General features: G+C 62.2%; 22 protein-coding genes and 1 tRNA gene. 5 read left to right on the top strand and 18 right to left on the bottom strand.

All coding sequences use genetic code 11. The features are described 5' to 3' along the window. Positions 1-17: 17 nt before the first annotated feature. The 5 genes from ampD to C5P05_RS12015 are packed head-to-tail and all read right to left on the bottom strand — an operon-like array spanning position 18 to position 4,846. Positions 18-614, bottom strand: coding sequence for a 1,6-anhydro-N-acetylmuramyl-L-alanine amidase AmpD (gene ampD / locus C5P05_RS12035; protein ID WP_114970073.1), 597 nt, complete (start codon positions 612-614; stop codon positions 18-20). Further along, positions 601-2,085, bottom strand: a complete 1,485-nt coding sequence (locus C5P05_RS12030; RefSeq protein WP_114970072.1) for a sigma-54-dependent transcriptional regulator — start codon at positions 2,083-2,085, stop codon at positions 601-603. The genes ampD and C5P05_RS12030 overlap by 14 nt, the downstream gene beginning before the upstream one ends. After that, positions 2,064-3,818, bottom strand: a complete 1,755-nt coding sequence (locus C5P05_RS12025; RefSeq protein ID WP_114970071.1) for a two-component system sensor histidine kinase NtrB — start codon at positions 3,816-3,818, stop codon at positions 2,064-2,066. The genes C5P05_RS12030 and C5P05_RS12025 overlap by 22 nt, the downstream gene beginning before the upstream one ends. After that, complete coding sequence (locus tag C5P05_RS12020) at positions 3,819-4,046, bottom strand: PP0621 family protein (protein WP_114970070.1); 228 nt, start codon at positions 4,044-4,046, stop codon at positions 3,819-3,821. Next, positions 4,043-4,846, bottom strand: a complete 804-nt coding sequence (locus C5P05_RS12015; protein ID WP_114970069.1) for a cytochrome C assembly family protein — start codon at positions 4,844-4,846, stop codon at positions 4,043-4,045. Before C5P05_RS12015 ends, C5P05_RS12020 begins: the two co-directional genes overlap by 4 nt. A 77-nt stretch (positions 4,847-4,923) precedes the next feature. Between C5P05_RS12015 and ffh the strand changes: the two genes are divergently transcribed. Then, the gene (gene ffh / locus C5P05_RS12010; RefSeq protein WP_114970068.1) at positions 4,924-6,288 is read left to right on the top strand and encodes a signal recognition particle protein; all 1,365 of its coding nucleotides are present in this window, start codon (positions 4,924-4,926) and stop codon (positions 6,286-6,288) included. A 154-nt stretch (positions 6,289-6,442) separates the two neighbouring features. On the opposite strand, the gene mdoH is transcribed toward ffh, so the two are convergent. From mdoH to C5P05_RS11965, 9 genes are all read right to left on the bottom strand, one after another. After that, positions 6,443-8,446: a glucans biosynthesis glucosyltransferase MdoH gene (mdoH, locus tag C5P05_RS12005; protein ID WP_114970067.1), complete on the bottom strand. Its 2,004-nt coding sequence runs from the start codon at positions 8,444-8,446 to the stop codon at positions 6,443-6,445. Next, on the bottom strand, positions 8,422-9,990 hold the full coding sequence (locus C5P05_RS12000; RefSeq protein ID WP_114970066.1) for a glucan biosynthesis protein G: 1,569 nt from the start codon (positions 9,988-9,990) through the stop codon (positions 8,422-8,424). The genes mdoH and C5P05_RS12000 overlap by 25 nt, the downstream gene beginning before the upstream one ends. A gap of 204 nt (positions 9,991-10,194) precedes the next feature. Continuing rightward, positions 10,195-11,622 (bottom strand): sigma 54-interacting transcriptional regulator, encoded by a 1,428-nt coding sequence (locus tag C5P05_RS11995; protein ID WP_114970065.1) that lies wholly within the window; start codon positions 11,620-11,622, stop codon positions 10,195-10,197. Beyond that, the gene (locus C5P05_RS11990; protein ID WP_114970064.1) at positions 11,619-12,284 is read right to left on the bottom strand and encodes a hypothetical protein; all 666 of its coding nucleotides are present in this window, start codon (positions 12,282-12,284) and stop codon (positions 11,619-11,621) included. Before C5P05_RS11990 ends, C5P05_RS11995 begins: the two co-directional genes overlap by 4 nt. Further along, the gene (locus C5P05_RS11985) at positions 12,268-13,689 is read right to left on the bottom strand and encodes a sensor histidine kinase (RefSeq protein ID WP_114970063.1); all 1,422 of its coding nucleotides are present in this window, start codon (positions 13,687-13,689) and stop codon (positions 12,268-12,270) included. Before C5P05_RS11985 ends, C5P05_RS11990 begins: the two co-directional genes overlap by 17 nt. 38 nt (positions 13,690-13,727) lie before the next feature. After that, a complete protein-coding gene (gene miaB, locus C5P05_RS11980; protein ID WP_114970062.1) occupies positions 13,728-15,086 on the bottom strand; it encodes a tRNA (N6-isopentenyl adenosine(37)-C2)-methylthiotransferase MiaB in 1,359 nt (452 codons plus the stop codon). 102 nt (positions 15,087-15,188) lie between these two features. Further along, positions 15,189-15,638 carry a hypothetical protein gene (locus tag C5P05_RS11975; RefSeq protein ID WP_232834454.1) on the bottom strand — a complete coding sequence of 150 codons (450 nt, stop codon included), beginning with the start codon at positions 15,636-15,638 and terminating at the stop codon, positions 15,189-15,191. A gap of 138 nt (positions 15,639-15,776) precedes the next feature. Further along, positions 15,777-15,853 (bottom strand) — tRNA-Met (locus C5P05_RS11970). Between the two features lie 38 nt (positions 15,854-15,891). Beyond that, the gene (locus C5P05_RS11965) at positions 15,892-16,671 is read right to left on the bottom strand and encodes an enoyl-CoA hydratase (RefSeq protein ID WP_114970061.1); all 780 of its coding nucleotides are present in this window, start codon (positions 16,669-16,671) and stop codon (positions 15,892-15,894) included. Positions 16,672-16,779: 108 nt separating this feature from the next. Between C5P05_RS11965 and C5P05_RS11960 the strand changes: the two genes are divergently transcribed. Beyond that, positions 16,780-17,586, top strand: a complete 807-nt coding sequence (locus tag C5P05_RS11960) for an enoyl-CoA hydratase-related protein (protein WP_114970060.1) — start codon at positions 16,780-16,782, stop codon at positions 17,584-17,586. On the opposite strand, the gene C5P05_RS11955 is transcribed toward C5P05_RS11960, so the two are convergent. From C5P05_RS11955 to C5P05_RS11945, 3 genes are read right to left on the bottom strand one after another with little or no spacing between them, the layout of a single operon-like run. After that, positions 17,573-19,387 carry a M61 family metallopeptidase gene (locus tag C5P05_RS11955; protein ID WP_114970059.1) on the bottom strand — a complete coding sequence of 605 codons (1,815 nt, stop codon included), beginning with the start codon at positions 19,385-19,387 and terminating at the stop codon, positions 17,573-17,575. The two genes, C5P05_RS11960 and C5P05_RS11955, sit on opposite strands and share 14 nt — an antisense overlap. After that, positions 19,387-20,100: a DsbC family protein gene (locus C5P05_RS11950; RefSeq protein ID WP_114970197.1), complete on the bottom strand. Its 714-nt coding sequence runs from the start codon at positions 20,098-20,100 to the stop codon at positions 19,387-19,389. The genes C5P05_RS11955 and C5P05_RS11950 overlap by 1 nt, the downstream gene beginning before the upstream one ends. A gap of 17 nt (positions 20,101-20,117) precedes the next feature. Then, the gene (locus tag C5P05_RS11945) at positions 20,118-21,227 is read right to left on the bottom strand and encodes an FAD-dependent monooxygenase (RefSeq protein WP_114970058.1); all 1,110 of its coding nucleotides are present in this window, start codon (positions 21,225-21,227) and stop codon (positions 20,118-20,120) included. A gap of 143 nt (positions 21,228-21,370) precedes the next feature. On the opposite strand from C5P05_RS11945, the gene ychF reads away from it, so the two are divergent. After that, entirely contained in the window at positions 21,371-22,456 is a 1,086-nt protein-coding gene (gene ychF, locus C5P05_RS11940) for a redox-regulated ATPase YchF (RefSeq protein ID WP_114970057.1), read from the top strand. A gap of 214 nt (positions 22,457-22,670) precedes the next feature. Here the strand turns inward: ychF and C5P05_RS11935 are convergent, their stop codons facing one another. Next, a complete protein-coding gene (locus C5P05_RS11935) occupies positions 22,671-23,141 on the bottom strand; it encodes a YqaA family protein (protein WP_114970056.1) in 471 nt (156 codons plus the stop codon). Positions 23,142-23,263: 122 nt separating this feature from the next. Here C5P05_RS11935 and dusB point away from each other — a divergent pair, with 122 nt between their 5' ends. Together dusB and C5P05_RS11925 are read left to right on the top strand one after the other, a co-directional pair. Next, on the top strand, positions 23,264-24,316 hold the full coding sequence (gene dusB / locus C5P05_RS11930) for a tRNA dihydrouridine synthase DusB (RefSeq protein WP_114970055.1): 1,053 nt from the start codon (positions 23,264-23,266) through the stop codon (positions 24,314-24,316). Beyond that, positions 24,313-24,549 (top strand): helix-turn-helix domain-containing protein, encoded by a 237-nt coding sequence (locus C5P05_RS11925; RefSeq protein WP_114970054.1) that lies wholly within the window; start codon positions 24,313-24,315, stop codon positions 24,547-24,549. Before dusB ends, C5P05_RS11925 begins: the two co-directional genes overlap by 4 nt.

The raw sequence follows: 24,549 nt of genomic DNA, 5'->3' as shown, positions 1-24,549 counted from the left end.
TTTTGGCAAACATTTTTTTACAAAAGACCAGCGGGAAAATACTGAGGCGCCAATCCTAGGGAGTGCTGCAAAAGTCGCCAGTTGAACCCCTTTCCGGGGTCGGCTTTTCGTCCCGCGGCGATGTGTTCATGGCCGGCAATGTGCGCGATGGGATAGTCCTGCAGGATGGCTGCGCACAGGCCCGCCAGCGTTTCATACTGACGGTCTTCAAAGAGATCGCCTTCCAGCCCTTCGAGTTCGATGCCGATGGAGTGGTCGTTGCAGTTGCTGCGCCCGAGGTAACTGGAGACGCCGGCGTGCCAGGCACGGTCATTGGCGCTGACGAACTGCTGGAGTTCGCCTTGGCGCCGGATGTAAAAGTGGGACGACACTTCCATCCCCTGGATGCTTTTGAAGTAGGGGTGCTGGTTCCAGTCGAGCTGATTGGTAAACAGACGCTGCACCTCATCACCACCGTATTGACCCGGCGGGAGACTGATGGAATGCAGCACGATCAGATCTACTTTGGTTCCTGCCGGGCGAGGACCGCAATTGGGTGACGCAAGCCGCCCGGAGAACTGGTACCAACCGTCGACCCAAAGCGCTGTTGGATTGGTTGGCTCAGATGGCTTCATCGGCAGATTCACTGTTATGCGGGGTGTCAATATTGAGCCGTGCGATGCGATAACGTATTTGACGCAGGCTCAAACCGAGTCGGGCGGCGGCGGCGGTGCGATTGAATCCGGTTTCACGCAAGGCTTGGATCAGTATGTCGCGCTCCTGGCTGTCGAGATGACTCTGCAGATCACTGGGTATGGGGGACTGATCCGCCTCTGTCGGCGTCGGGCTCAAGCTGAGGGCAGCCGGTTCCGGGCTGAGTGGTTGACGCACCGAGGGTTCAATCTGCAGGTTGTCTTCATCGCTCAATGTCACCGCACGATGCAGCAGATTCTCCAATTCGCGCACGTTGCCCAGCAGCGGGTCACAGAAGAGTTGATCCAGCATGGCGGACGACAGTGTTGGCGTCGGGACCCCCGCTTCATTGGCGATGCGGCGCAACAGGGCCTTGCACAGCGGGGCCAGATCTTCCCGGCGCTCTCGCAGGGGCGGAATCACAACTTCAATCACATTCAAACGGTAATACAAGTCTTGCCGAAAGCGTCCCGCCTGTACTTCGGCCGCGAGATCCTTGTGCGTCGCACTGATGATCCGGACGTCGACCGACTCTTCCTGCGTCGAGCCGATCGGGCGGATACAGCGCTCCTGAATGGCGCGCAGCAGCTTGGATTGCATGGCGAGGGGCAAGTCACCGATCTCATCCAGAAACAAGGTGCCGCCGCTGGCGGCCTGAAAGAAGCCCTCGCGGTCGTGGGTAGAGCCCGTATAAGACCCTTTTTTGGCCCCAAAGAATTCGGCTTCCAGAAGGTTCTCGGGAATGGCACTGCAGTTGACGGCCACCCAGGCACCGCCCGTGCGGTGACTGTTGGCGTGAATGGCGCTGGCTACCAGCTCCTTGCCGGTGCCGGACTCCCCCGTCACCAGAACCGGGGCCATGCTGCGGGCCACTTTGACGATGCGTTCCTTGACCCCGCGCATGCTGCTCGACTCGCCCACCAGCCGCCGCAGCGCTGCGTCGCCATGGGTGGGCACGGTGACGACGGTATCGCCCGTACCGCTTCGCCGCGAAACGGCGGGCTCTGACCTGGCAACAGCGGGAGGAGGGGAGTCTTGCACGGCTGAGGCAATCACGGCACGAAACTGCTTGAGATCAACCGGTTTGGTCAGATAGTCGAAGGCGCCGGCCTTGAGTGACTCCACCGCATTTTCTGCCGAACCATGGGCCGTGATGACCACGCAGCGTTCCCTGCGTTGTTGCGCCTTGATGTGCCGGATCAGCGCCATGCCCAAGCCATCGGGCAGACGCATGTCGGTGATGACCACATCAAACTGGCCTTCGCTCAAATGCTGGAACGCCTCTGCCAGGCTTTCGGCGGTTTCCACCCGGTAGCCCGCGCGCAGCAGTGTCAACTCGTACAGCGTCCTCAGATCGGGCTCGTCGTCGACCACCAGGATCTGGGCACTGCTCAGCGGTGTGTTTGAAGCCATGGTGTTACCGATGTGTTATTGCTGGCCATGCTAACGCCGTTCTGTGATGGAGTCGGCCGGAAAGTCACGATGAATTCGTTGCCTTCGACGGCTTTTCCTTTGACGTTTTTCATTGTCCGGAAGTAGGCAATGGACGCGCCGTGTCCCTCGCAGAGCTCCCGGCAGATATAGAGGCCCAAGCCGCTGGAGCGGCTCTCGGAAGAAAAAAAGGGTTCGAACAAATGGCGCTCAACCGATTGATCCATGGGTTGGCCGTCACTCCAGACGCTCAAAAAAACATGCCCCATCGTCGACTTGCCAGCCGACACCTGGATAGCGTCCAGTTGCTGACTGGCGTAGCGACGGGCATTGTCGAGCAGGTTGACCAGGATCCGGCGAAGATGCTCCGACTCAAATCTCACCTCGATCGGGCCGGGCGCCAGGTTGACGCGCAGCCGGTGTTCGCTTGCAGTCTGGACTTGCCAGTCGTGGCAAATTCTGGTCACGGCCCCATTCAAGACCAGCGCCGGGGCTGCAAGGCCGTCGTCGCGATGCTGCACGCGGGAGATATCGAGAACTTCTTCCACGATTTTCTCCAGGCGTTTGGCATTTTGCTGCACCATCTGGGTGAGTTGCTTGTGGCGCGGCTCGGAGAGGTCCTCGTCGAGCAGGGCATTGGCCTGCGCGATGGCCGCCAGGGGGTTGCGAATTTCGTGGGCGACGGCGGCGGACATGCGGCCCATGCTGGCCAGTTTCTCGGTCCGCATCCGCGCCTCCATTTCGCGCTGATCCTGGATAAACATGACACACAGGCTCTCGCCATGGCCGCCTTGCGTGGCCGTCAGTTGGGTGCGCACCCGAACGCGGCTGGGGCCCCGCCCGGCATGGTGAATGGTGATATCCGCCTGTTGGGCGCCGTGCTCGGAAAAACTGCGGTTCATCAGATCAACCAGACCTTGCCATCCGGTCAGGGAAGCGAGCTCAAATGGGCTGGCTCGCAGAGCGCGTTCGGCGCCCAGCAGCTGGCGCGCCGCCGGATTGGCCGCGCGCACGGTGCCGCTTTGGTCGACCACCAGAATCCCGTCAGGCAAGGACTCAATGACGAGTTCGTTGACCTGTCGTTGTACCCGCGCGGCCAGCTGGCTGCGCTGCGCCCGCAGCTCTACATTGGCCAGGCGGCTTGCGATCTGGTTGGCCAGAAATGAAATGACGAAACAGCCGGCACCGGTCAGGGCGGCCTGAAAAAAATGGGAAGCCGCGTCCCCTGGAACCTGAAGGGAGGTCCAGGTGGCGTAGACAAACATCAAGAGAGTCACGACGGCCGCAGCCCCCAGGGCCAGCAGCAGGGAGCCCAGCACAGACACCATCAAAATGGGCAGGGCGAACAAAGGCGCGTAGTTGATGCTGCTGCCCTGGGCCACTTGCAGGGCCGCGAAGACCAGGATGTCCACACCGAGGGTGGCGGTCCATTGGGCATCAAAGGTCTTGCCCAGTGGGCGCGGACTGGCCATCAGGCGCACAGCCAGTGCGGCAGAAAAGTAGACCGTACAGATCAGGATCAAGGTTGTGTCTTTGGACGCACCCAGGGCGTAGATGGTGACCTGTAGCAAGAGCAGCACCAGCCCGAGCGTGGCGCGCGCGGTCATGAAGCCGCGCCACAAACGCTCAAACTCCTGGGGGTTGTCTACCAGCTCAAGGCCGGGGTCAAGCAAGGAAGGACCAAACCAGGATTGCGCGTCTGACTGCAGGCGCATTCAACGCTCCGCGCGATGAAGATGCTCTGCGCTGCAGTACACGCCTTGTTTGCCCTGAATGGCGTCCACAGAGGGAATATGGACTGAGCAGAACGCGCAACTGACCATCTCCAGCGGCTGCGGGGCGGCCTGGGGTTGCTGCCGGTCCGGTTTCGGGCTTGACGGTCGGCTGGTACGCCAAAGCCAGACGCCCACCAGCACCACCACCAGGATGAGAAGGAACTTCATACCGAGCGCCCCAAAATAATCTCCATCACGAAGCGCGAGCCGACATAAGCCAGCAGCAGCAGCCCCGAGCCGATGTACAAGACCCGTACCGCGCGTTTGCCGCGCCATCCAAAACGGGCGCGACCGACCAGCAGGATGGCAAACGCCAGCCATGACAGGATAGAAAATGCCGTCTTGTGGTCCCATTTCAGGGGGGCGGCCGAGCCATAGAGCTGCTTTTCAAACAAGATGCCCACCAGCAGGGTGGCAGACAGGAGAATGAAGCCGGCGCCCACAAACCGGAAGGTCAGACGCTCCATGGTCAGCAGCGGCATGCCACTGTGCGGATCGGCGGCATGGCGGATGCGCGCTTCGGTCCGCGTCATGAACCAGGCGTGCACCACGGCGACGCCGAACAGGCCGTAGGACGCAATCCCCAACGCCCAATGCAGCGGCAGCCAGGGTGAGGCGTTCGCGTGCAGGGGCGCGCCCGGAAACAACGCCGCCAGGAGTACGGCGACGGCGCCCAGTGCAGACAGCGTCCAGCGGGTCTGCAGGAGCGGGTACACATGGCTTTCAATGGCATACACGGCGGCGACCAGCCAGGTGGTGACGGACAAAGCGGGCGCGAAACCAAAACGGGGCTCGGCACCAAACAAGTTCCACGCCAGCACGACGCCGTGCAACAGCCAGGCCAGCCGTACCGCCACCCGCACGGTCCGTGCCCCCAGACGCGAGGCGCCAACGGCCGACACCGCGTAGGCCAAGGCGGCACCGGTGGTCAAAGTCAAACTGAGAGGAGACGCACTGGCTAAAATCATGGGTACAGTTTAGCGTTTTGCACATTGCCAGTGCCTGTTGGCACCCAACCTTGGTTCCGTTCACCGGAATACCCTTTATGGCCTCCGCCCTTACCGACAAACTCTCCCGCCTCGTCAAGGAAATCCGTGGCCAGGCCCGTATCACCGAGGCCAATGTGGCCGACATGCTGCGTGAAGTACGCATGGCCCTGCTGGAGGCCGACGTGGCCCTGCCCGTGGTGCGCGACTTCATCGCCCGGGTCAAGGAAAAGGCGCTGGGCCAGGACGTGCTGGGTTCCCTGTCACCCGGCCAGGCGCTGGTCGGCATCGTCAACAAAGAGCTGGCGCTCACCATGGGCGAGGGTATCAGTGACATCAACTTGGCGGCGCAACCGCCGGCCGTGATCCTGATGGCCGGTCTGCAGGGGGCCGGTAAAACCACCACCACCGCCAAGCTGGCCAAACACCTGATCGAAAAGCGCAACAAGAAAGTATTGACCGTGTCGGGCGACGTGTACCGCCCGGCGGCGATTGAGCAGTTGAAAACCGTCACGGCCCAGGCTGGTGCCGAATGGTTCCCCAGCACACCGGACCAGAAGCCGGTCGACATCGGGTTGGCGGCGCTGGACTATGCCCGCAAGCATTATTTCGATGTGCTGCTGGTCGACACCGCCGGCCGGCTGGCGATTGACGAAGCGCTGATGCGCGAAATCAAGGACTTGCACGCCGTGCTGAACCCGGTCGAAACCCTGTTTGTGGTCGATGCCATGCAGGGCCAGGACGCCATCAACACCGCCCTGGCCTTCAAGGAAGCGCTGCCGCTGACCGGCATCATCCTGACCAAGACCGACGGTGATTCACGCGGCGGCGCGGCCCTGTCGGTGCGCCAGGTCACCGGCGCGCCAATCAAGTTTGCCGGCACCAGCGAAAAGCTGGACGGTCTGGAAGTGTTTGATGCCGAGCGCCACGCCGGGCGCATCCTGGGCATGGGCGACATTCTGGCGCTGGTGGAGCAGGTCACCTCGGGCGTCGACATTGCCGCGGCGCAAAAGCTGGCGGCCAAGATCAAGAGTGGCGCCGGTTTTGATTTGAATGACTTTCTGGCCCAGATTCAGCAGATGAAACAAATGGGCGGCCTGGCCAGCTTGATGGACAAACTGCCGGCGGCGATGGCGGCCAAGGCTGGCCAAGTCGACATGAACCGCGCCGAGAAAGACATCCAGCGCAAGCAAGGCATCATCCACAGCATGACGCCACTGGAGCGGCGCAAACCCGAACTCATCAAGGCCACCCGCAAGCGCCGCATTGCGGCCGGTGCCGGGGTGCAGGTTCAGGAAGTGAACCGCATGCTCAAGGAGTTTGAGCAGATGCAGGACATGATGAAAAAGATGAAGGGCGGCGGCATGATGAAAATGATGAAGCGCATGGGCGGCATGAAAGGCATGCCCAAGATGCCCTTCTGAGATCTTGCGGGACAGGCCGCCGCTACGCGCAGCGAGTCAGCTCTTGTCCCGCAATTCATTTATATGCCTTTCAGGCCTCTAGGCCTTATAGAATAAGCGCAGGCAGCTATTAATGTTATAGCTGCCTGCGCTGGGCTGTTCGTTCACCGACAGCTCAGACCAGGCGCAGCCGTGGCTTGACCCGGGCACTGGCGTGCAGCCAGGCGCGGCGCAGCACGGCCGGTGACTGGGTCTCTTCCGGAATCAGCAGGTAGTTCTGCGCGCGCATCGCCGTACCCAGGCCAACCCGGCTGGTGATCACGGTCATCGGGATGGACAGCAGCAGCGGCAGCCCAACCGGCAGCAACCAGATCAGGGCGCGGGCGTCGATCATGGCGATGCCAGCGGCCAGCGCCGCGATCACCAGGCTCATGGGGGCGAGCTGCCTCAGCGCATGACGCCACGGCACGGCCGCTGCTTCGCGCGGGGGCGATTTCCATTCCAGCTTCAGTCCGGTCAGCGCCACCACCACAAACAGTGAGTGCGCCGCCATGCGGATGGGTGCCTGTAACAGGGCAATAAAGGTTTCCAGCAAGGCGCTGCGCAGCAGGCTGATGGTGCCGCCAAAAGCTTGTTGCTGGCGGTTGATCAACACCGCGGCCAGGCCCATGAGGCGCGGCAAGAACAGCATGCACAACGTCCAGGCCCACAGCGACACCAGTTCGCCGGGCAGCAGCATCCAGTTGGCAATCATCGGCGAGCCCGACAGCCACAGGGCCGTGCCCAGCGTCAGAAAGCTCAACCACAGCGGCGCCGACAGATAAGCCATGGCGCCGGTGGCAAACATGGAGCGGTGCACCGGATGAATGCCGGGCTCGGCGATCAGGCGCGAGTTTTGCAGGTTGCCCTGACACCAGCGGCGATCGCGCTGCAGTTCGGCCAACAGGTCAGGCGGTTGCTGCTCGTAGCTGCCCACCAGATCGGCCACCAGCCAGACGTGGTAGCCGGCGCGGCGCATCAATGCGGCTTCCACAAAGTCATGCGACATGATGCTGCCCGACATGCCGCCAGTACCGGCAATGCGCGCCAGCGCGCAATGTTCCATGAAGGGCGCGACGCGGATGATGGCGTTGTGGCCCCAGTAGTGCGACTCGCCCATTTGCCAGAACTGCATGCCCAGCGTGAACAGGCGACCCGTCACGCGGGAGGCAAATTGCTGGGCCCGGGCGTGCAAGGTGACGTGGCCGATGGCCTGGGTGGCGGTCTGGATGATGCCGGCGCTGGGGTTGGCTTCCATCAGCTTGACCATGGAGACCAGGCAGTCACCGCTCATCACGCTGTCGGCGTCGAGCACCACCATGTAACGGTAGTCCTTGCCCCAGCGGCGGCAGAAATCGGCCACGTTGCCGGCCTTGCGGTCGGTGCGGCGTTTGCGCAGGCGGTAGTAGACCTCGATCTGGGGCTGGTCGGGCTGGCTGGCGAGCTGGGCGCGCAAGTCTTCCCAGGCCGCGCGTTCGGCTTTCTGGATGGCCAGGTCGTTGCTGTCAGACAGCACAAACACGTCAAAAGCGCGAATATGCGCTGTCAGCGCCACTGATTCGCAGGTGGCCCGCAGGCCGGCAAAGACCGTGCGTACATCTTCATTGCAGATGGGCATGATGATGGCCGTGCGCGTGGCGGGATCCAGCGTGTGGTGCTGGACTTTTTTGGCCGAGAGGCTGTGTTTGTCGCCCCGCACCAGCACGTAAAAACCCATCATTGCCGTCATGAAGCCGGTCACCACCCAAGCCGACAGCAGGGCAAACAGCGTGGCCTGGCCGTACTGCAGATAGGCGTTGTCGTAGTCAGGCTGCAAATCGGCAAACAAGGTGGTCGCCAGGGCCGTGCTGATCAGCGTCAGCAGAATGAAGACGGTACGCCGGCGTTGGGCTGCTTGCTGCCATGGCTGCGGCTTGTCCGCGACCCGTTGGACCGGAACTGTCTCGGCGGGCGCCCGTCCCATCAACTTGAGGGCTGGCTGCAGTGCGGCGCTGGCCAGACTGTTCCAGAAACCTCGCCACGGCCGCGGCACCATGGAGCCGCGATTGATCGGCGGTGCCGTGACCGCGTTGGGGTGCCGTACTTCGCGCAGGGCGCTGCGCACGTTGATGGGGCTCAAGGTGTGATCAGGTTGGTCCATGTTTCGCTCAGTGTTTGGTTGTTGTGTTGGAGGAAGGCGCGCAGCTCAATGGGTTGTTCCGGATTGAGTCGCTGCACGCGCAGAGTCATGCGCCAGGCGCCGGTGACCGGGTTCTTGTAGACCAGGCTTTCCGTCACGCGGCCGTTGGCGCTGGCGGTGGCGATGGCCTGCACCGGCGCGCTTTCGCTCAGGGCGTCCAGGGCCGGGCCGGCAAAATCGATCGTGAACTGGGTTTGCTGGCCCACGGGCTCGGTTCCGGGCTTGACGAAGCCGCTGCCGCGGCGCGATTGCGTCACCCAGCCGTTGGGCGGCAACTGCTGGTTTTTGCCCTGCCAGTGAATGGTGTAAGCGAAATCCAGCGATTGACCGGGTTGCGGCATTTTGGCCGGGACCCAATAGGCCGCCACGTTGTCGTGGGTTTCGTCCGGCGTGGCAAATTGCAGCAGCTCGACCCGGCCGGCGCCCCAGTCCCCCAGTGGCGTGACCCAGGCGCTGGGCCGGAGTTCATAGCGGGCTTCGGTGTCTTCGTAGCTATTGAAGGCGCGGTCACGCTGCATCAGGCCAAAGCCCTTCAGGCTTTTCATGCTGAACGAGGTGGCGAGTGGTGACGTGGTGTTTTGCAGCGGACGCCACAGCCATTCGCCTTCGCCGGTGGCGACCATCAAGCCGTCGGAGTCATGCACTTCCGGGCGGAAGTCGTTGGGTCGTGGCTGGTTCTCGCCAAAGAAAAACATGCTGGTCAGCGGCGCCATGCCCAAGGTGGCGACCGGGGTGTCGGTCTGGCGCATGAAGACGCGGGCATGGACCTCCGTCACGGTCTGCTCGCCGGGCGTGACATCAAAACGGTAGGCGCCGGTCATGCGCGGCGAGTCCATCAGCGCATAGACGGTGAGCTTTTTTGAATCGCCGGTCGGCTTTTCAAGCCAGAACTCGGTAAAGCGCGGAAACTCTTCCTTGGTGCTGCCCGCCGTGTCGACCGCCAGCCCGCGTGCCGACAGGCCGTAGCGTTGGCCGGTGCCCAGCGCCCGGAAGTAGCTGGCGCCGGAAAAAACGACCAGCTCGTCCTTGTAGGTCGGCGAGTTCAGGTTGTTGAAGGCGCGCAGGCCGCCGTAGCCGAGGTTGCCCCATTTCTGCGGCGACACCTTGTTTTTCCCAAAGTTGAAGTCGGCCGGGTTATAGGGAATCGGCTTGATACCCTGCGCGGTGATTTCATGGACCCGAACGGAGTCGCCGTTTCTTCCGACGTGGAAAAAATTGGCCTCATACGGCAGTTTGTCGGCCCGCCACAAGGTGCGGTCCGCGTTGAAGCGGATGTCGCGGTAACCGTCGTAATCAAGATTGGCGAGCTCCGCCGGAATCGCGTGGCTGGCCGGCTTGAACGGGGCCTTGGCCTGCTTGACGGCGAGTCCGGCGACATCGTCGAGATTCCAGGCATGGGCTTGGCCGGCCGCCAGGGCCAGCAGAACAGCGCATGCCAAGGCCGCCAGGCGGGCTAGATGGAGAGGTCGGCGAACGCGGAAATAAGGGGAACAAAAAGTTTGCATGCCAACACTAGTGCAAACCCTATGCCAGGTTGAGAAAACCTTTTGAAATCAACAGCTTGGCATCATCTTTAGTTCTGTGGCCCGAAAAACAGCTAAAAAACCAGCGCAAACCGGTGTTTTTGTCGCCGCAGAGCGACAACATCCGGCCTGGAAAATGGAAATCCCTTTGAAATCAAGCCCTTAGGGCTGTCGCCTGTGAGCGACTCAGTTTGAAGCTGGGGGCGAGGCCGCCCCGTTGCTGTCGGCCTTGAACAGGCCCGGCGTCAAGCCGTGCTTTTGCATCAGGCGGTAAAACTCGGTCCGGTTACGGTCGGCCAGACGGGCGGCATCGGCCACATTGCCGTCGGTGAGTTTGAGCAGACCCACCAGATAGTCGCGCTCAAACCGCTGCCTGGCCTCGGCCAGGGTCAACACCTCCACGCTGGGTGAACGCAGGGCGCGTTGCACCAGGGCCAGCGGCACCAGCGGCGTGGTCGACAGCGCGCAGACTTGTTCCACCACGTTGTAGAGCTGGCGCACATTGCCCGGCCAGGCGGTGGTGGTTAAGGCGATCAGGGCCTCGGGCGCGAAGCCGCTCAGTCGTTTTTTGTACTTGCCCGCCAGCTTGACCAGAAAATGGTTGGCCAGCAGCGGGATGTCCTCGCGCCGCTCCGACAGCGGCGGCAGGGTCAGGGTGACGACATTGAGCCGGTAATACAGGTCGGCCCGGAACTGGCCCTCGGCCATGGCCTGGTCCAGGTCGCGGTGGGTCGCAGAGATGATGCGCACGTCCACGGGGAGCGACTGGCTTGAGCCCAGGGGCCGCACCATGCGCTCTTGCAGCACACGCAGCAGCTTGACCTGCAGCGCCGACGGCATGTCGCCGATCTCGTCCAGCAGCAGGGTGCCCCCATCCGCCGCCTGAAACAGCCCGGCGTGATTGGCCACGGCGTCGGTGAAGGCGCCCTTGACGTGGCCAAACAGTTCCGACTCCAGCAAGGCCTCGGGAATGGCGCCGCAATTCACCGCGATAAAGGGTTTGTTGGCGCGCGCCCCGGCCTGGTGAATGGCCTGGGCCAGCAGCTCCTTGCCGGTGCCGCTTTCTCCGCGCAGCAGCACGCTGGCGTCCGATTGCGCCACCATGCGCGCCTCGGCCAGCACTTCCGCCATGCGGCTGGAGCGGCTGATGATTTGGTTTTGCCAGGCTTGCGGGCTGCCGGCCCTGACGGAATGGGCCGGGGCGCTCAGCGACAGGGCCTGCGCAATCTTGTCGAGCAGACTCTTGCCATCAAAGGGTTTGGTCAGGTACGAGAACACGCCGCGCTCGGTGGCCTGCACCGCATCGGGAATCGTGCCGTGGGCGGTCAGCAAAATCACCGGCAGTGAGGGATGTTGCGCGCGAATGTCGTCAAACAGCGCCAGGCCGTCCCTGCCCGGCAGGCGCACGTCGCTGAGCACCAGTTGAGGGCGCTCGATGTGCAGCTGCGTCATGGCGGCCTCGGCCGAGGTGACGGCCGTCACGCGGTAACCCGCCGCCGTGAGCCGGATGGTCAGCAGGCGCAGCATGTCGGCGTCGTCGTCAACCACCAGCAGATGGGGGCCCGCTGCGAGCGCCGCGCCTGTGGTCGGAGTGGAAGGGGTGGAGTCGCTCATGGCGTGGGGGCGCTGCTGCGACCGGCCGGTGCCGAGGAATTGGCCGCGGGCGGTCGGCTCGGCAGGCTGCGTTCTATCGCCTTGAGGGCCTCCAGCCGCTCATTGGTCTGGTCCAGCCGGCGCTGCACGTCACGTGTTTGTTGTGTTTGTTTTTCCAGCTGCTCTTCCAGGCGCCGCAGGTCGACATAGCGCGAGGCCAGCAGGCGCGCCAGCGTATGCAGCGTCTGCGCCTCGGTGCCGGCGTCGGCCAGCACGCGCGCCAGCAGTTCCTGCGCGCGGAGGAGTTCCGGCAGCTGCAGCAACTGGCCCAGGACCAGGGACAGTTGCAGTTGCTCGGTCGGGCTGGACCCGTTGCCCAGCCGGGCCGCTTCCTGGTTCAATTCTGCGGGCGGCATCAGGCGCACCCGTTGCGCGTAGGCCAGCATGCGGGTGACGGCGTCGGTGGCTGGCAGTACGGCCGGGCAGGCCGGCGCGACCGGCGGGCATGACAGGGGGCTGACGCTGGCAGGCGGCAGCGCTGTTGTGTCCCTTGCCTTGTCACCGCGCTGGCGGGATGGACCGGCGCAACCGGCCAGCAGCACGGTTGCAGCGAGGGTCCCCAGCACGGCGGTACGCGCCAGGCGAAGGGTGCCTCCGGCAGGAATATCAGGATTTGAAAACATGGGGAAACTCGATTCTGAAATGTGCGCCGGGTTGATCGGGCAGCAGCTCGATGTGGCCGCCGTGCGCGGCCATGTATTCGTGCACGATGGACAAACCAATGCCGCTGCCCCGGACCAAGTCAGCCGGTTGGCGCTCACCACGGTAAAACGGCTCGAAAATTCGTTCGCGATCCGCCGCGGCCACGCCAATACCCTGGTCGTGAATGTCGATGCGCACCAGGCCCGGCAGGCTGCTCAGCTCCAGCCGGATCAGGCCTTTGAGGGGGGAATAGCGGATGGCGTTGGACAACAGATTGGCCACCACCGTGCCGATTTTTTCGGGATCGACCTCCACTAGCAGTCGCTTGCCGACGATGGTCACGGACAGGTCGCGCGCACGCCATTGCAGACGCTGCGCGTCCACCTGCGACTCCACCAGCTCCAGCAGGTCGGTCGTCTTGCGGTGCAACTGGCGGGCCTCGAACGCCGCTGTGTTGAAGCGCAGCAGGTCTTCAATCTGGGCTTGCAGGACGCCAGTGTTGTGGCGCAGGATTTGGGCGATTTCGCGCTGGTCCTGGTTCAGTTCGCCGGCGACGCCGTCCTCCAGAAGGGAGACGCCTTCGCGCAGCGATGCCAGCGGGGTCTTGAGTTCATGCGAAATGTGGCGCAAGAAACGCGATTTGTCGGCATCGAGCTCGACCAGGCGCAGGCGCAGCCAGTTCAGCCGCTGTCCCACCAGGGCCAGATCCGCCGGCCCCCGAATGGCAATCACCTGATCGAGCCGGTTTTCGCCCAGGCCCACGATGGCATGTTCCAGCCGCCGCAGCGGCACCGTGAACCAGATGCCGAAGGCCAGCGCCATGGCGACCGCCAGCGCGATGGCCCAGGTGACTTGCTGCGCCAGGTGCCGGCGGCTGTCTTCGAGCCTGGTTTCCAGTGATTTGTTGCGTTGCTGGATGGTCTGCTGCACCTGCACCGCAATCGCTGAATTGACGATTTCCAGTTCGCGAAACACCTGCGCCAGCTGGCGTTCCCGGTCCAGCGCGGTATTGGGCGGGCCGGTTAGCAGGCCGTCAACCGTTTGAAGATGCGTGCGCCACTGCTGCTCGCTGCGTCGGGGCATGCCTTCGGCTGTCAGACTGGCCAGGAGGGTGATGGCCTCGCGGGCCTCGTCGGCAAAGCGCGCGCGCAGGACGCGATCGTCCAGCACCACCGACTGGCGCGAGGTGCGCTCCAGGGAGACGCTGCGCTCGCTCAGCGACTGGGCCCATCGGCTGAGCTCCAGCGAGCGGGACGCGCCGTCCCGGCTTTGCAGCGTCAGCTCTTCCAGCGTGAACAGCGCACGCAGCGAGGCCGCACCCAGGAGCGCGGCAATCAGCAAAAAAGCGATGACCAGGAGTTGACGAAACGAAAACCGCTGCAGCATTCTCAAGGAGTCACGGGTTGGCGTGCCGGGTGAGCCGCTCAGACCGCCGCGCCGACGTCCCGCGTGAGCACCTCGCCGCGCAGCGAGCGTTGCGTCGCCTCGGTGATGCTGATATCCAGCATCTGGCCGATCAGGCGCGGCTGGCCCTTGAAGTTCACCACGCGGTTGCACTCGGTGCGCCCCATCAACTCGGTCGGGTCCTTGCGCGAGGCGCCTTCGACCAGAATGCGCTGCACCGTGCCCAGCCGGCTCGCGCTGATGGCGCGCACGCTGTCATCCAGGCTGGCCTGCAGCCGCTGCAGGCGCTGTAGCTTGACCTCGTGCGGCGTGTCGTCATGCAGCGTGGCCGCCGGCGTGCCGGGGCGCGGGCTGAAGATGAAGCTGAAGGAGGTGTCGTAACCGACGTCGTCAATCAGTTTCATCATCTTGTCGAAGTCGTCTTCGGTCTCACCCGGAAAGCCGACGATGAAATCGCTGCTCATGGCCAGGTCGGGCCGGATGGCGCGCAGTTTGCGCACGGTCGATTTGTATTCCATCGCGGTGTAGCCGCGTTTCATCGCCATCAAAATGCGGTCCGAGCCATGTTGCACCGGCAGATGCAGGTGGTTCACCAGCTTCGGGATCTTGGCGTAAGCTGCAATCAGGGCCGGCGTGAACTCGTTCGGGTGGCTGGTCATGTAGCGGATGCGCTCGATGCCGGGAATGTCGGCCACGTATTCCAGCAGGGTAGCGAAATCGGCCATCTCGCTGGAGGGTGATTGCGCGTCGCTGATCATGCGGGCGCGGTAGGCGTTGACGTTTTGCCCCAAGAGCGTGACTTCTTTCACGCCCTGGTCGGCCAGCCCGGCCACTTCCACCAACACGTCCTCGAACGGCCGCGAGACTTCTTCGCCCCGGGTGTAAGGCACGACGCAGTAGCTGCAGTATTTGGAGCAGCCCTCCATGATGCTCACAAACGCGGTGGCGCCGTCCACCCGCGCCGGCGGCAGGTGGTCGAACTTCTCGATTTCGGGAAAGCTGATGTCAACTTGCGAGCGGTTGTGCAGATCCCGCGCTGCGAGCATTTGCGGCAAGCGGTGCAGGGTTTGCGGGCCAAACACCAGATCCACATACGGTGCGCGTTCAATGATGGCCGCACCTTCCTGGCTGGCGACACAACCGCCGACGCCGATCAGCACGCCTTTTTTCTTCAGGTGTTTGACCCGGCCCAGATCGGAAAACACTTTTTCCTGCGCTTTTTCGCGCACCGAGCAGGTGTTGAACAAAATCAGGTCGGCCTCGTCCACGTTGTCGGTGGGCTCGTAGCCTTGCGCGGCGTTCAGCACGTCGGCCATCTTGCCCGAGTCGTACTCGTTCATCTGACAGCCAAAGGTTTTGATAAAGACTTTTTTGCTCATGGGAAACTTCAATTTAATTGCTATTGTTTATATAGCTGTCTGCGCAGGTGGAACGAGGGCTAGAGACCGATTTCTTATAAATCAGGCGTGGCACCGAGGCCATCACTGCTTCGGGTACTTGGGCAGCTGGTCGAACGGGGTTTTCCCGTCATCGGTTTTGACCTTGTCGGCGTCCGAGCCAAAGATGAAATTCGTCACGACTTCCATGCCGGAACGCTCGGCACGGGCTTCTTCAGGACTCAGAATCCACACTTCGGAAATCTGGCCCTGGCCATCCCGCACATAGTTGACCAGCACACTTTGTCCGACCAAGGCGCCTGACATCACCAGACCATTGTTGACGCCCTTGATGCGGGCGCCGGGCGAGAGTCGCGCGGAGGCGCCGTTGATCAGTATTTCGGGCGGGGCGGTTACCAGCAGCGTGCCGCGCTTGGCGGCCGGCGGAAACTGGCGCAGCATGGATTGGGCGGAGGCGGGGCTGAGGCTTGAGGCCCAGAGCATGACCAGCACGGTCAGCCAGCGAACGATCGGCAGAGGCAGGCAGCGGTTCATGGTGTACATCCAGAGGCTGAGGGGGAGAGGCGAATTCAGGTTGAAAAATCACAACCCGAGCGAAATTCATTGTAAATCAATAGCTTGCAGCAACAAAAAACCCGCATCAACGGTAGCCGATGCGGGTTCTGGAAAACTTGGTGGTGATAGGTGGATTTGAACCACCGACATCAGCATTATGAATGCTGCGCTCTAACCAACTGAGCTATATCACCAACAGGCCGGAATTATAGCCAGTTGCGAGGCCTGTTCGTCACAGGTTCTGGAAATTTGCTTTGCGTTTGTTCACAAATGCGTCCATGCCTTCCTTTTGGTCGGCGGTGGCGAACAAGGCGTGGAACAGTCGGCGCTCAAAAATGATGCCGTCGTTCAGGCTGCCCTCAAACGCCCGATTCACCGATTCCTTGGCCGCCATGGTGGCGATTTGCGAGAAGTCGCTGATCATCAGGGCGGCCCCCAACGCTTCTTCCATCAGCTTGTCCAGCGGCACCACGCGGCTGACCAGTCCGGCGCGCTCGGCCTCCACCGCGTCCATCATGCGCCCGGTCAGTGCCATGTCCATGGCCTTGGCCTTGCCCACGGCGCGCGGCAGACGTTGCGTGCCACCGGCGCCGGGGATGATGCCGAGCTTGATTTCGGGTTGGCCAAAACGGGCGTTGTCCGCGGCGATGATGAAGTCGCACATCATCGCCAGCTCACAACCACCCCCCAGGGCAAAGCCGCTGACGGCGGCAATCACCGGCTTGCGGATGGAGCGAATCTCTTCCCAGTTGCGCGTGATGTAGTCGCCCTTGTACACATCGGCAAAGGTGTAGCTGGCCATGGCGCCAATGTCGGCGCCGGCGGCAAACGCTTTTTCACTGCCGGTAATGATCATGCAGCCAATGGCCGGGTCGGCATCAAAGGCCTTCAGGGCGGCGCCCAGCTCCGTCATCAGCTGGTCGTTCAGCGCATTGAGTTGCTTGGGACGGTTCAGGGTGATGATGCCGACTTTGTCGGCTTCGGTGCGGATCGTGATCAGTTCGAAATTCATGGGGCTCTCCGGATTTTTGCGAAACAGTGACTATATGCCCAAGGGAAAGTAGGGATCAAATCCGGCCCCGGGCAATGCTAAATTCAGCGCTAACCGAGGAGTATGTGTATGTCTGAGCCTCTAGTTGAACCCACTGTTTTGTACGCCGAGCACGGTGCTGTGGCGATCGCCACCCTGAACCGGCCGCCAGCCCTGAACAGCTTCACCCGCCAGATGCACCAAGACTTATGGGCGGCGCTGGACCGGGCCGAGACCAACCCGGCCATTCGCGCGCTGGTGATCACCGGGGCCGGACGCGGCTTTTGTGCCGGTGCCGATCTGGCCGATTTCGATTTTGAGCCGGGCCCCGATCTGGTGGCCCGCGCCGACCCCGGCCCCCTGATTGAGCAGACATTCAACCCGACTGCGCGTCGCCTGCAAAACTTGCGCATGCCCACCATCGCCGCCGTCAACGGCGTGGCTGCCGGCGCCGGTGCCTCGCTGGCCATGACTTGCGACATCGCGATTGCGGCGCCCACGGCCAGTTTCATCCAGGCCTTCAGCAAGATTGGCTTGATTCCCGATGCTGGCGGCAGCTGGTTTTTGGCGCAGCGGCTGGGCTTGGCGCGGGCCATGGCGCTGGCCATGACGGGCGATAAATTGAGTGGAGCTCAGGCCAAAGAGTGGGGCTTGATCTGGGACGTGGCCGATGACTGCGTGGCTGCGGCAACAACGCTGGCCGAACGCCTCGCCGCCATGCCGACCCTGGCCCTGGTCGCCACGCGTCACCTCCTGCGTGAGGCCAGCACGCGCAGCCTCGACCAGCAACTGGATGTGGAGCGCGATACGCAGTCGGCCCTGGGCAAAACCGCGGACTATATGGAAGGCGTGATGGCGTTTCGCGAGAAGCGCGTGCCCCGGTTCAAGGGTTGCTAAGCCACTGAACCACGAGCTTGCTGTCACGCGCCACCAGCCGCCAGGTAGTGACGGCCTTGGGCAGTGTCAGCGACAGGTTCAACAGGCGTTTGTCGCGTGCCACCAGGGCCTCGATTTTGGTGGCTGATCCGGCGTAAAGCAGCAGGTCATCCAGCTTGCTCAGGCGCCAGCGGGTGGCCGCCTTGCCGGAGCCGGTCTCCACCCCCAGCCACTCATCGCCGGCTGCGAAACCGGCGCGCTCAGCGGCACCGCCGCGCAAAACGATTTTGATCTGAATCCCGGCGCTCTCGCTCACGCGCACACCCAATCGCTGCGCGATCTGGGCGGGTTCTTCCAGCACCGCAATGCCTTGTCCCTCCAGCAGGGGCTTGAGCGGCAGGTCCGCCGTGCCGTGCACCCAGCGCGCAATTTCCCGGGTAAAAGAGCGCCCCGAGAGTTCGGCCAGCACCGCGGATAAATCCCCCTCCGTCATCGGCCCGCCCTGGCAGCGAAGCCACAGGGCGCGCATCACGGCATCGAGTGTGGTCTTGCCTTGCTGGCGCAGCGTCAGGTCCAGACACAGGGCCACCAGCGAACCCTTGGTGTAGTAGCTCACGGTGGCGTTGGGCGTGTTTTCGTCCTGCCGGTAGTACTTCACCCAGGCATCGAAGCTGGCTTGCGCCACGGATTGCACTTCGCGCCCCGGTGTCTGTAGCACTTGATTGATGGTCTTGGTCAGCAGCCTCAGGTAGGTGGGGTCGTCAATCAGGCCGGCCCGGCGCAGCAACAAGTCGTCGTAGTAGCTGGTAAAGCCTTCAAAAAACCAGAGCAGCTGCGTGTAATTTTCCTGGGCGTAGTCGTAGCGGGCGAATTCGGCCGGTCGCAGGCGCTTGACGTTCCAGGTATGAAAATATTCATGGCTGATGAGGCCCAGCAGGGTGGTATAGCCCTCGGATTGCTTGGGCTTGGTCTCCGTCGCCGGACCGGTGCGGGGCTTGAGCGCCGGGTTATCCAGGCGCGGCAGGTCTTTGCGGGTGCAAATCAGCGCAGTGGAGTTGCCGTGTTCCAGCCCGCCGTAGCCCTCGTCCACGGCATTGAGCATGAACAGGTAATTCTTGTGCGGCGGCCGGTGGCCGGCGCGGGTGCTGGTCCTGGCGCCATGCCAGAAACTGATTTCAGCCTCGCAAATGGCCTGGGTATCGGCCAGCAGCCGCGTGCCGTCAAAACTGGGCGGCGCGCCCGCCACCACAAAACGGTGCGGGATGCCGCCGGCCATAAACGAGCCACTCCAGAACCGGCCCATTTCCACGGGGCAGTCCACCAGTTCGGCGTAGCTGGGGGCGAGGTAGCTGCCGAAGCCGCTCTTAGTGATTTTTTTCGGTGCCAGTCCAGTCGCCACCTGCCAGCCGGCCGGTGTCTTGTCTGCGATCAAAGTCAGCGCATGCGGCGAATCTTCCTGGCCCTCCACGCGCAAAAACAGGCTGGTGCCATTGAAGAAACCACGATCTGCATCGAGCCAGGCCGTGCGCACCGAGTTGTCCAGGGCGTAAACCTCGTAGGTCAACTCCAGGGGCTTGCCCACTGTGCAGGGGACTTGCCAGCTGCATTTGTCGCGCTGGGTCAGCTCAAGCGATTTGCCACCCTGGCGCGCCTGCAGCCGCTGCAGACTTTTGGAAAACTCGCGCACCAGATAACTGCCCGGAATCCACACCGGCAGACTGACGCGCTGTAACGCGGCGGGTTGCGCGATGCTTAACGTGACCTGAAACAGATGCGCGTGCAGGTCCAGCACCTGGACGCTGTAGTGGATGGCGGCGGCCATCAGTTTTTGGCGGCAGTCAGGTGTTTCTCCACCTCGGCAGCGCCAATCGCCCCGGGTACTCGGGACCCGTCGACGAAGACCAGCGTCGGGGTGCCGGTGATCTTGTACTTGCGACCGAGTTCGACATTGCGCCCGACGGCGGCGCTATCGCAGCTGGCCGCTGCGGGCTGCTGGTCACGCACCATCCAGTCCTGCCAGGCCTTGGCCTTGTCTTTGGCGCACCAGATGTTCTTCGATTTGTCGGTGGAGTCGGCACTGAGAATGGGGTAGAGGAACATGTGAATGGTCACGTTGTCCACCTTCTGCAGGTCCTGCTCGAAACGCTTGCAGTAGCCGCAGTTGGGGTCTTCAAAAACGGCCAGCTTGCGCTTGCCGTTGCCACGCACGATGGTGAACGCATCCTTGAGCGGCAGCGAATCAAAATTGATGGCCGTCAACTTGTCCACGCGTTCCTCGGTCAGGTTGCGGCGCTGTTTGGTGTCAATCAGATTGCCCTGGATCAGGAAATTGCCGGTGGCGTCGGTGTAGAAAATCTCGGTGCCGTTGACGCGAATTTCATACAGTCCTGGCATCGGGCTTTTGGTGACTTCGTCGATGTTCTGCAGTTGCGTGATCCGCTCGCCCAGATTCTTGCGAATGGTGGCTTCCTGGGCCGTGGCGCTCAAAGCGGCCGCCAGGGTTGCAACGATCAACGTGGCCTTAAATAATTTCATCTTCATCCATTCAAATATTAAAAACCCATGGCCTGACGCGCGACCCATTGCTTGACCAGTCCACTGCGTTCAAACCCGTTCATGCCCCAGTTACGCGCGGTCTGCCACGCCAGGCTTTTCCGCGAAAACAACTGTTGCAAACCATCCATCGTGGCACCCATGGTCAAAATCTCTGCCTTGCGGGCACGCTCATAGCGTCGCAACAGCTTCTCATCGCCGACGGCACGCCAATACTCACGCTCGCGCAAGGTCGCAGCCAGTGCGGCCACATCGCCCAGCCCCAGATTCAGGCCTTGTCCGGCCAGCGGGTGCACGTTGTGGGCGGCGTCGCCGGCCAATGCCCACGCTTTGCCCCCATGGACACCGGCCCAGCGCTTGGCCTGGGCCTTTTGCAGTGGCCAGGCATGTCGCTCACTGGTCAAGGTGAGTTGACCCAAACTGGCTTCGCTGGCCGCTTCGAGCTGCTGACAAAATTCCGCAGGGCCGCTCTCCAACAGAACCTGTGCCCTGGCATGTTCTACAGACCAGACTAGGGCGACAGAGTTCCCCTGCGGACCGCCCAAGGGCAAAAAAGCCAGGATATCGTCTTGTGAAAACCATTGGCGCGCGGTCTGGCCATGCGGCTTGTCGCAGGTAACGCGCGCCGCGATGGCACTCTGGGGATAAGGCGTGACATCGAATTCAATGCCGAACTCGGCGCGCGTGCTGCTGGCCTTGCCTTCGCAGATCACGGTCAGGCCGGCGGGCTGCGGCGCATCCAGCAACTCGATCTGTGGCTGAAACCGCACCGCCTCGGCCAGTTGGGCTTCGAGCACCGGCACGTCCACAATCCAGGTCAGGCCCGGTACTTTGAGCTCCGTGGCAGAAAAGTTCACCTCGCCACCATCGTCGCCTTTGACTTGCATGTTCAACACTTCGGTCGCATGCAGCGCATCGGGCCAGCAGCGCAGCGATTCCAGCAGGGCGCGGGATTTGGCATTCAAGGCATAGGCCCGCACGTCGGCCGTGTTTGTCGGGCGAATAGGCGACACCAGGCCCACGCGTAGGCGCTCCTGGGCCAGCAACAGCGCCAGCGTGCGACCCACAATGCCGTCACCGCGAATGCAAATATCAAAGGGTTGAGTCATGGCCGGGATTGTAGAAGGCGAGGCCAAATCCGGGGCTTCTGGTCCTTTCTGAATGCCGCACGGTGGGGGAGGCGCTACGGTAGCCCGACGTCGCCAAGGCGCATCGAATACACTCAAAAGCTAGATTTTTTGAGGTATTTTTCATGAAGTGTGGCATTGTTGGCTTGCCCAACGTCGGTAAATCGACTCTGTTTAACGCCCTGACCAAGGCCGGCATCGCGGCTGAAAACTATCCTTTTTGCACCATCGAGCCCAATGTGGGCATCGTCGAAGTGCCGGACGCGCGCCTCGATGCGCTATCAAGCATTGTCAAGCCGCAAAAAGTGCAGCGCGCGATTGTCGAGTTTGTGGATATTGCCGGCCTGGTCGCCGGTGCCAGCACGGGCGAGGGCCTGGGCAACAAGTTTCTGGCCCACATCCGCGAAACCGACGCCATCATCAATGTGGTGCGCTGCTTTGAAGACGACAACGTGATTCACGTCGCCGGCAAGGTGGATCCGATCTCGGACATCGAAGTGATCCAGACCGAGCTGTGCCTGGCCGACTTGACGGCGGTGGAAAAAGCCCTGCACCGCGTCACCAAGACGGCGCGCTCGGGCGACAAGGAATCCATCAAGCTGGTGGCGCTGCTGGAGAAATGCCAGGCGGCGCTGAACGAAGCCAAACCGGTGCGCACGCTGGACTTCAGCAAGGAAGAGTTGCCGCTGCTGACGCAGTTTTTCCTGATCACGGCCAAGCCCGCCATGTTTGTGGCCAATGTGGCTGAGGATGGTTTTGAGAACAATCCCTTCCTGGAGCGTCTGACGGCTTACGCCAGTTCACAAAACGCGCCGGTGGTGGCGATCTGCGCCGAGATGGAAGCCGAAATGGCCGACATGGAGGAAGAGGACAAGAAGATGTTCCTGGCTGAAATCGGCCAGGAGGAGCCGGGTCTGAACCGTCTGATCGTGGCGGCCTACAAGCTGCTGGGTCTGCAAACCTATTTCACCGCCGGGGTCAAGGAAGTCCGCGCCTGGACGATCCATGTGGGTGACACCGGTCCGCAAGCGGCTGGCGTGATTCACACCGATTTCGAGAAGGGCTACATCCGCGCCCAGACCATCGCGTTTGACGACTTCATCACCTACAAGGGCGAGCAGGGCGCCAAGGACGCTGGCAAGATGCGCAGTGAGGGCAAGGAATATGTCGTCAAGGATGGCGATGTGATGAACTTTCTGTTCAGCTCGTAATTTATAGGAAATAGGGCTGTAGCCCTTGTGGGATAATCGTAAACAGCTACTAAATTGGTAGCTGTTTCTGCGTGGACAAAGGACTTTGGTGGCTTCGGGGCGGCGGGGGCGGGGCGGATGCCGGGTGCGACTGTACCTTCGGTCCTTGATGTCGCTCCCAACATCCGCCCCGCCCCCGCCTCGCGCTCTTTGCGGAATTCTCGCTGTCGAACCTTTAGGTTCCAAACAGGCCCATCAGGGCCGTCGTCATCACGGTGTAGCGGATCAGTTTGCCTATGGCCATGTAGGCCAGGCAGGGCCAGAACGGCAGCTTGAGCCAGCCAGCGACGCCACATAACGGGTCACCGATGATGGGGAGCCAGGCCAGCAAGCAGGCTTTGGGACCGATGCGCTCCAGCCAGTCCAGCGCCCGCAGATGGTGTTTGGAGTGCTGGTAGCGATCCGCCACCTTGTGCGAGGCCAAGCCCATGGCCCAGGTCAAGGCGCCGCCCAAGGTGTTGCCGACGGTGGCAACCCCGATGCTGGGCCACAGCAGTTCCGGACTGAGCTTGACCAGCCCGAACACCACGGGCTCGGAACCCAAGGGCAAAAGCGTGGCTGAAATGAAGGACACCACAAACACCGTGCTGAGGCCGAATTTGGGCAGTGAGAGCAGTATGAGCAGTGATTCGAGCCAGACTTCCATGGGTGGGTGAGTATAGGTTTGCGTTTCAATTGCTGAAATTTTGGGCAGTTAGAATCACGCTCTGGCGTTCTGCCCCCCGATTCCAACACCGCTTTTCCACACCGTACTTTCGATTTGTTCGCATGAACATTGGCCCCTATGTCCTTGCCAATCCTTTTTTGGTTGCCCCCATGGCGGGGGTGACGGATCGGCCTTTCCGCCAGCTGTGCAAAAAGCTGGGGGCGGGCTATGCCGTCAGTGAGATGGTCACCAGCCGGCCGGATTTGTGGAGCACGCTCAAAACCTCGCGCCGGGCCAACCATGAGGGCGAGCCCGGGCCGATCGCGGTACAGATCGCCGGCACCGACGCGCCGATGATGGGCGAGGCGGCCGCTTACAACATTGACCGCGGTGCGCAGATCATCGACATCAACATGGGTTGCCCGGCCAAGAAGGTCTGCAACAAATGGGCCGGCTCGGCGCTGATGCAGGATGAGGCGCTGGCTTTGAGCATCGTCGAAGCGGTGGTCGCCGTGTGCGCCCCGCGGGGCGTGCCGGTCACGCTCAAGATGCGCACCGGTTGGTGCCAGGCGGAAAAAAATGCGGTGGCACTGGCCCGCGCCGCCGAGCGCGCCGGCGTGCAGATGATCACGGTGCACGGCCGCACCCGCGAGCAGGGTTACAAAGGGCAGGCGGAGTACGACACCATTGCGGCGGTCAAGGCGGCGGTGGGGGTGCCGGTGGTGGCCAATGGCGATATCGATACGCCCGAGAAAGCCCGCCAGGTGCTGGCTGTCACCCAAGCCGATGCGGTGATGATTGGCCGGGCGGCGCAGGGACGGCCCTGGATTTTTCGCGAGATGTTGCATTTCATGGCCACCGGCACCCAGCTGGCGCCGCCGCTGGTGCACGAAGTCAAGCACCTGTTGCTCGACCATCTGCAGGATCACTACGCGCTGTATGGCGAGTTTTCGGGGGTGAGAACCGCGCGCAAACACATTGGCTGGTACGTCAAATCCTTGCCCGGCGGCGAGGATTTTCGGGCCCGCATGAATTTGATTGAGAACTGTGGCCAGCAGTCTGCCGCCGTGGCAGATTTTTTTGATGGGTTGAGCGAACGCATGGACCGGATGCCGCAGGATGTTTCAATGGGTTTTGCAAACAAGAATGAAGAACACACGGAGACGACAGCATGAGCAATATGCATATAGAAGAATGCGTGCGCGCCAGCCTGGAGAGTTATCTCAGGGACCTGGGCGGCACCGAACCTGACGGCATGTACACCATGCTGGTCAATGTGGTGGAAAAACCGCTGCTGGAAGTCGTCATGCACCACGCCGACCACAACCAGTCCAAAGCGGCGCAATGGCTGGGCCTGAACCGCAACACCTTGCGCAAGAAATTGCTGGAACACAAGCTGATCCGCTAG

The sequence above is a fragment of the Rhodoferax ferrireducens genome, from assembly GCF_003347515.1.
GTDB lineage: Bacteria > Pseudomonadota > Gammaproteobacteria > Burkholderiales > Burkholderiaceae_C > Rhodoferax.
Note: the sequence above shows the minus strand (reverse complement) of the source record. Positions and strands in the feature narration are given on the sequence as shown.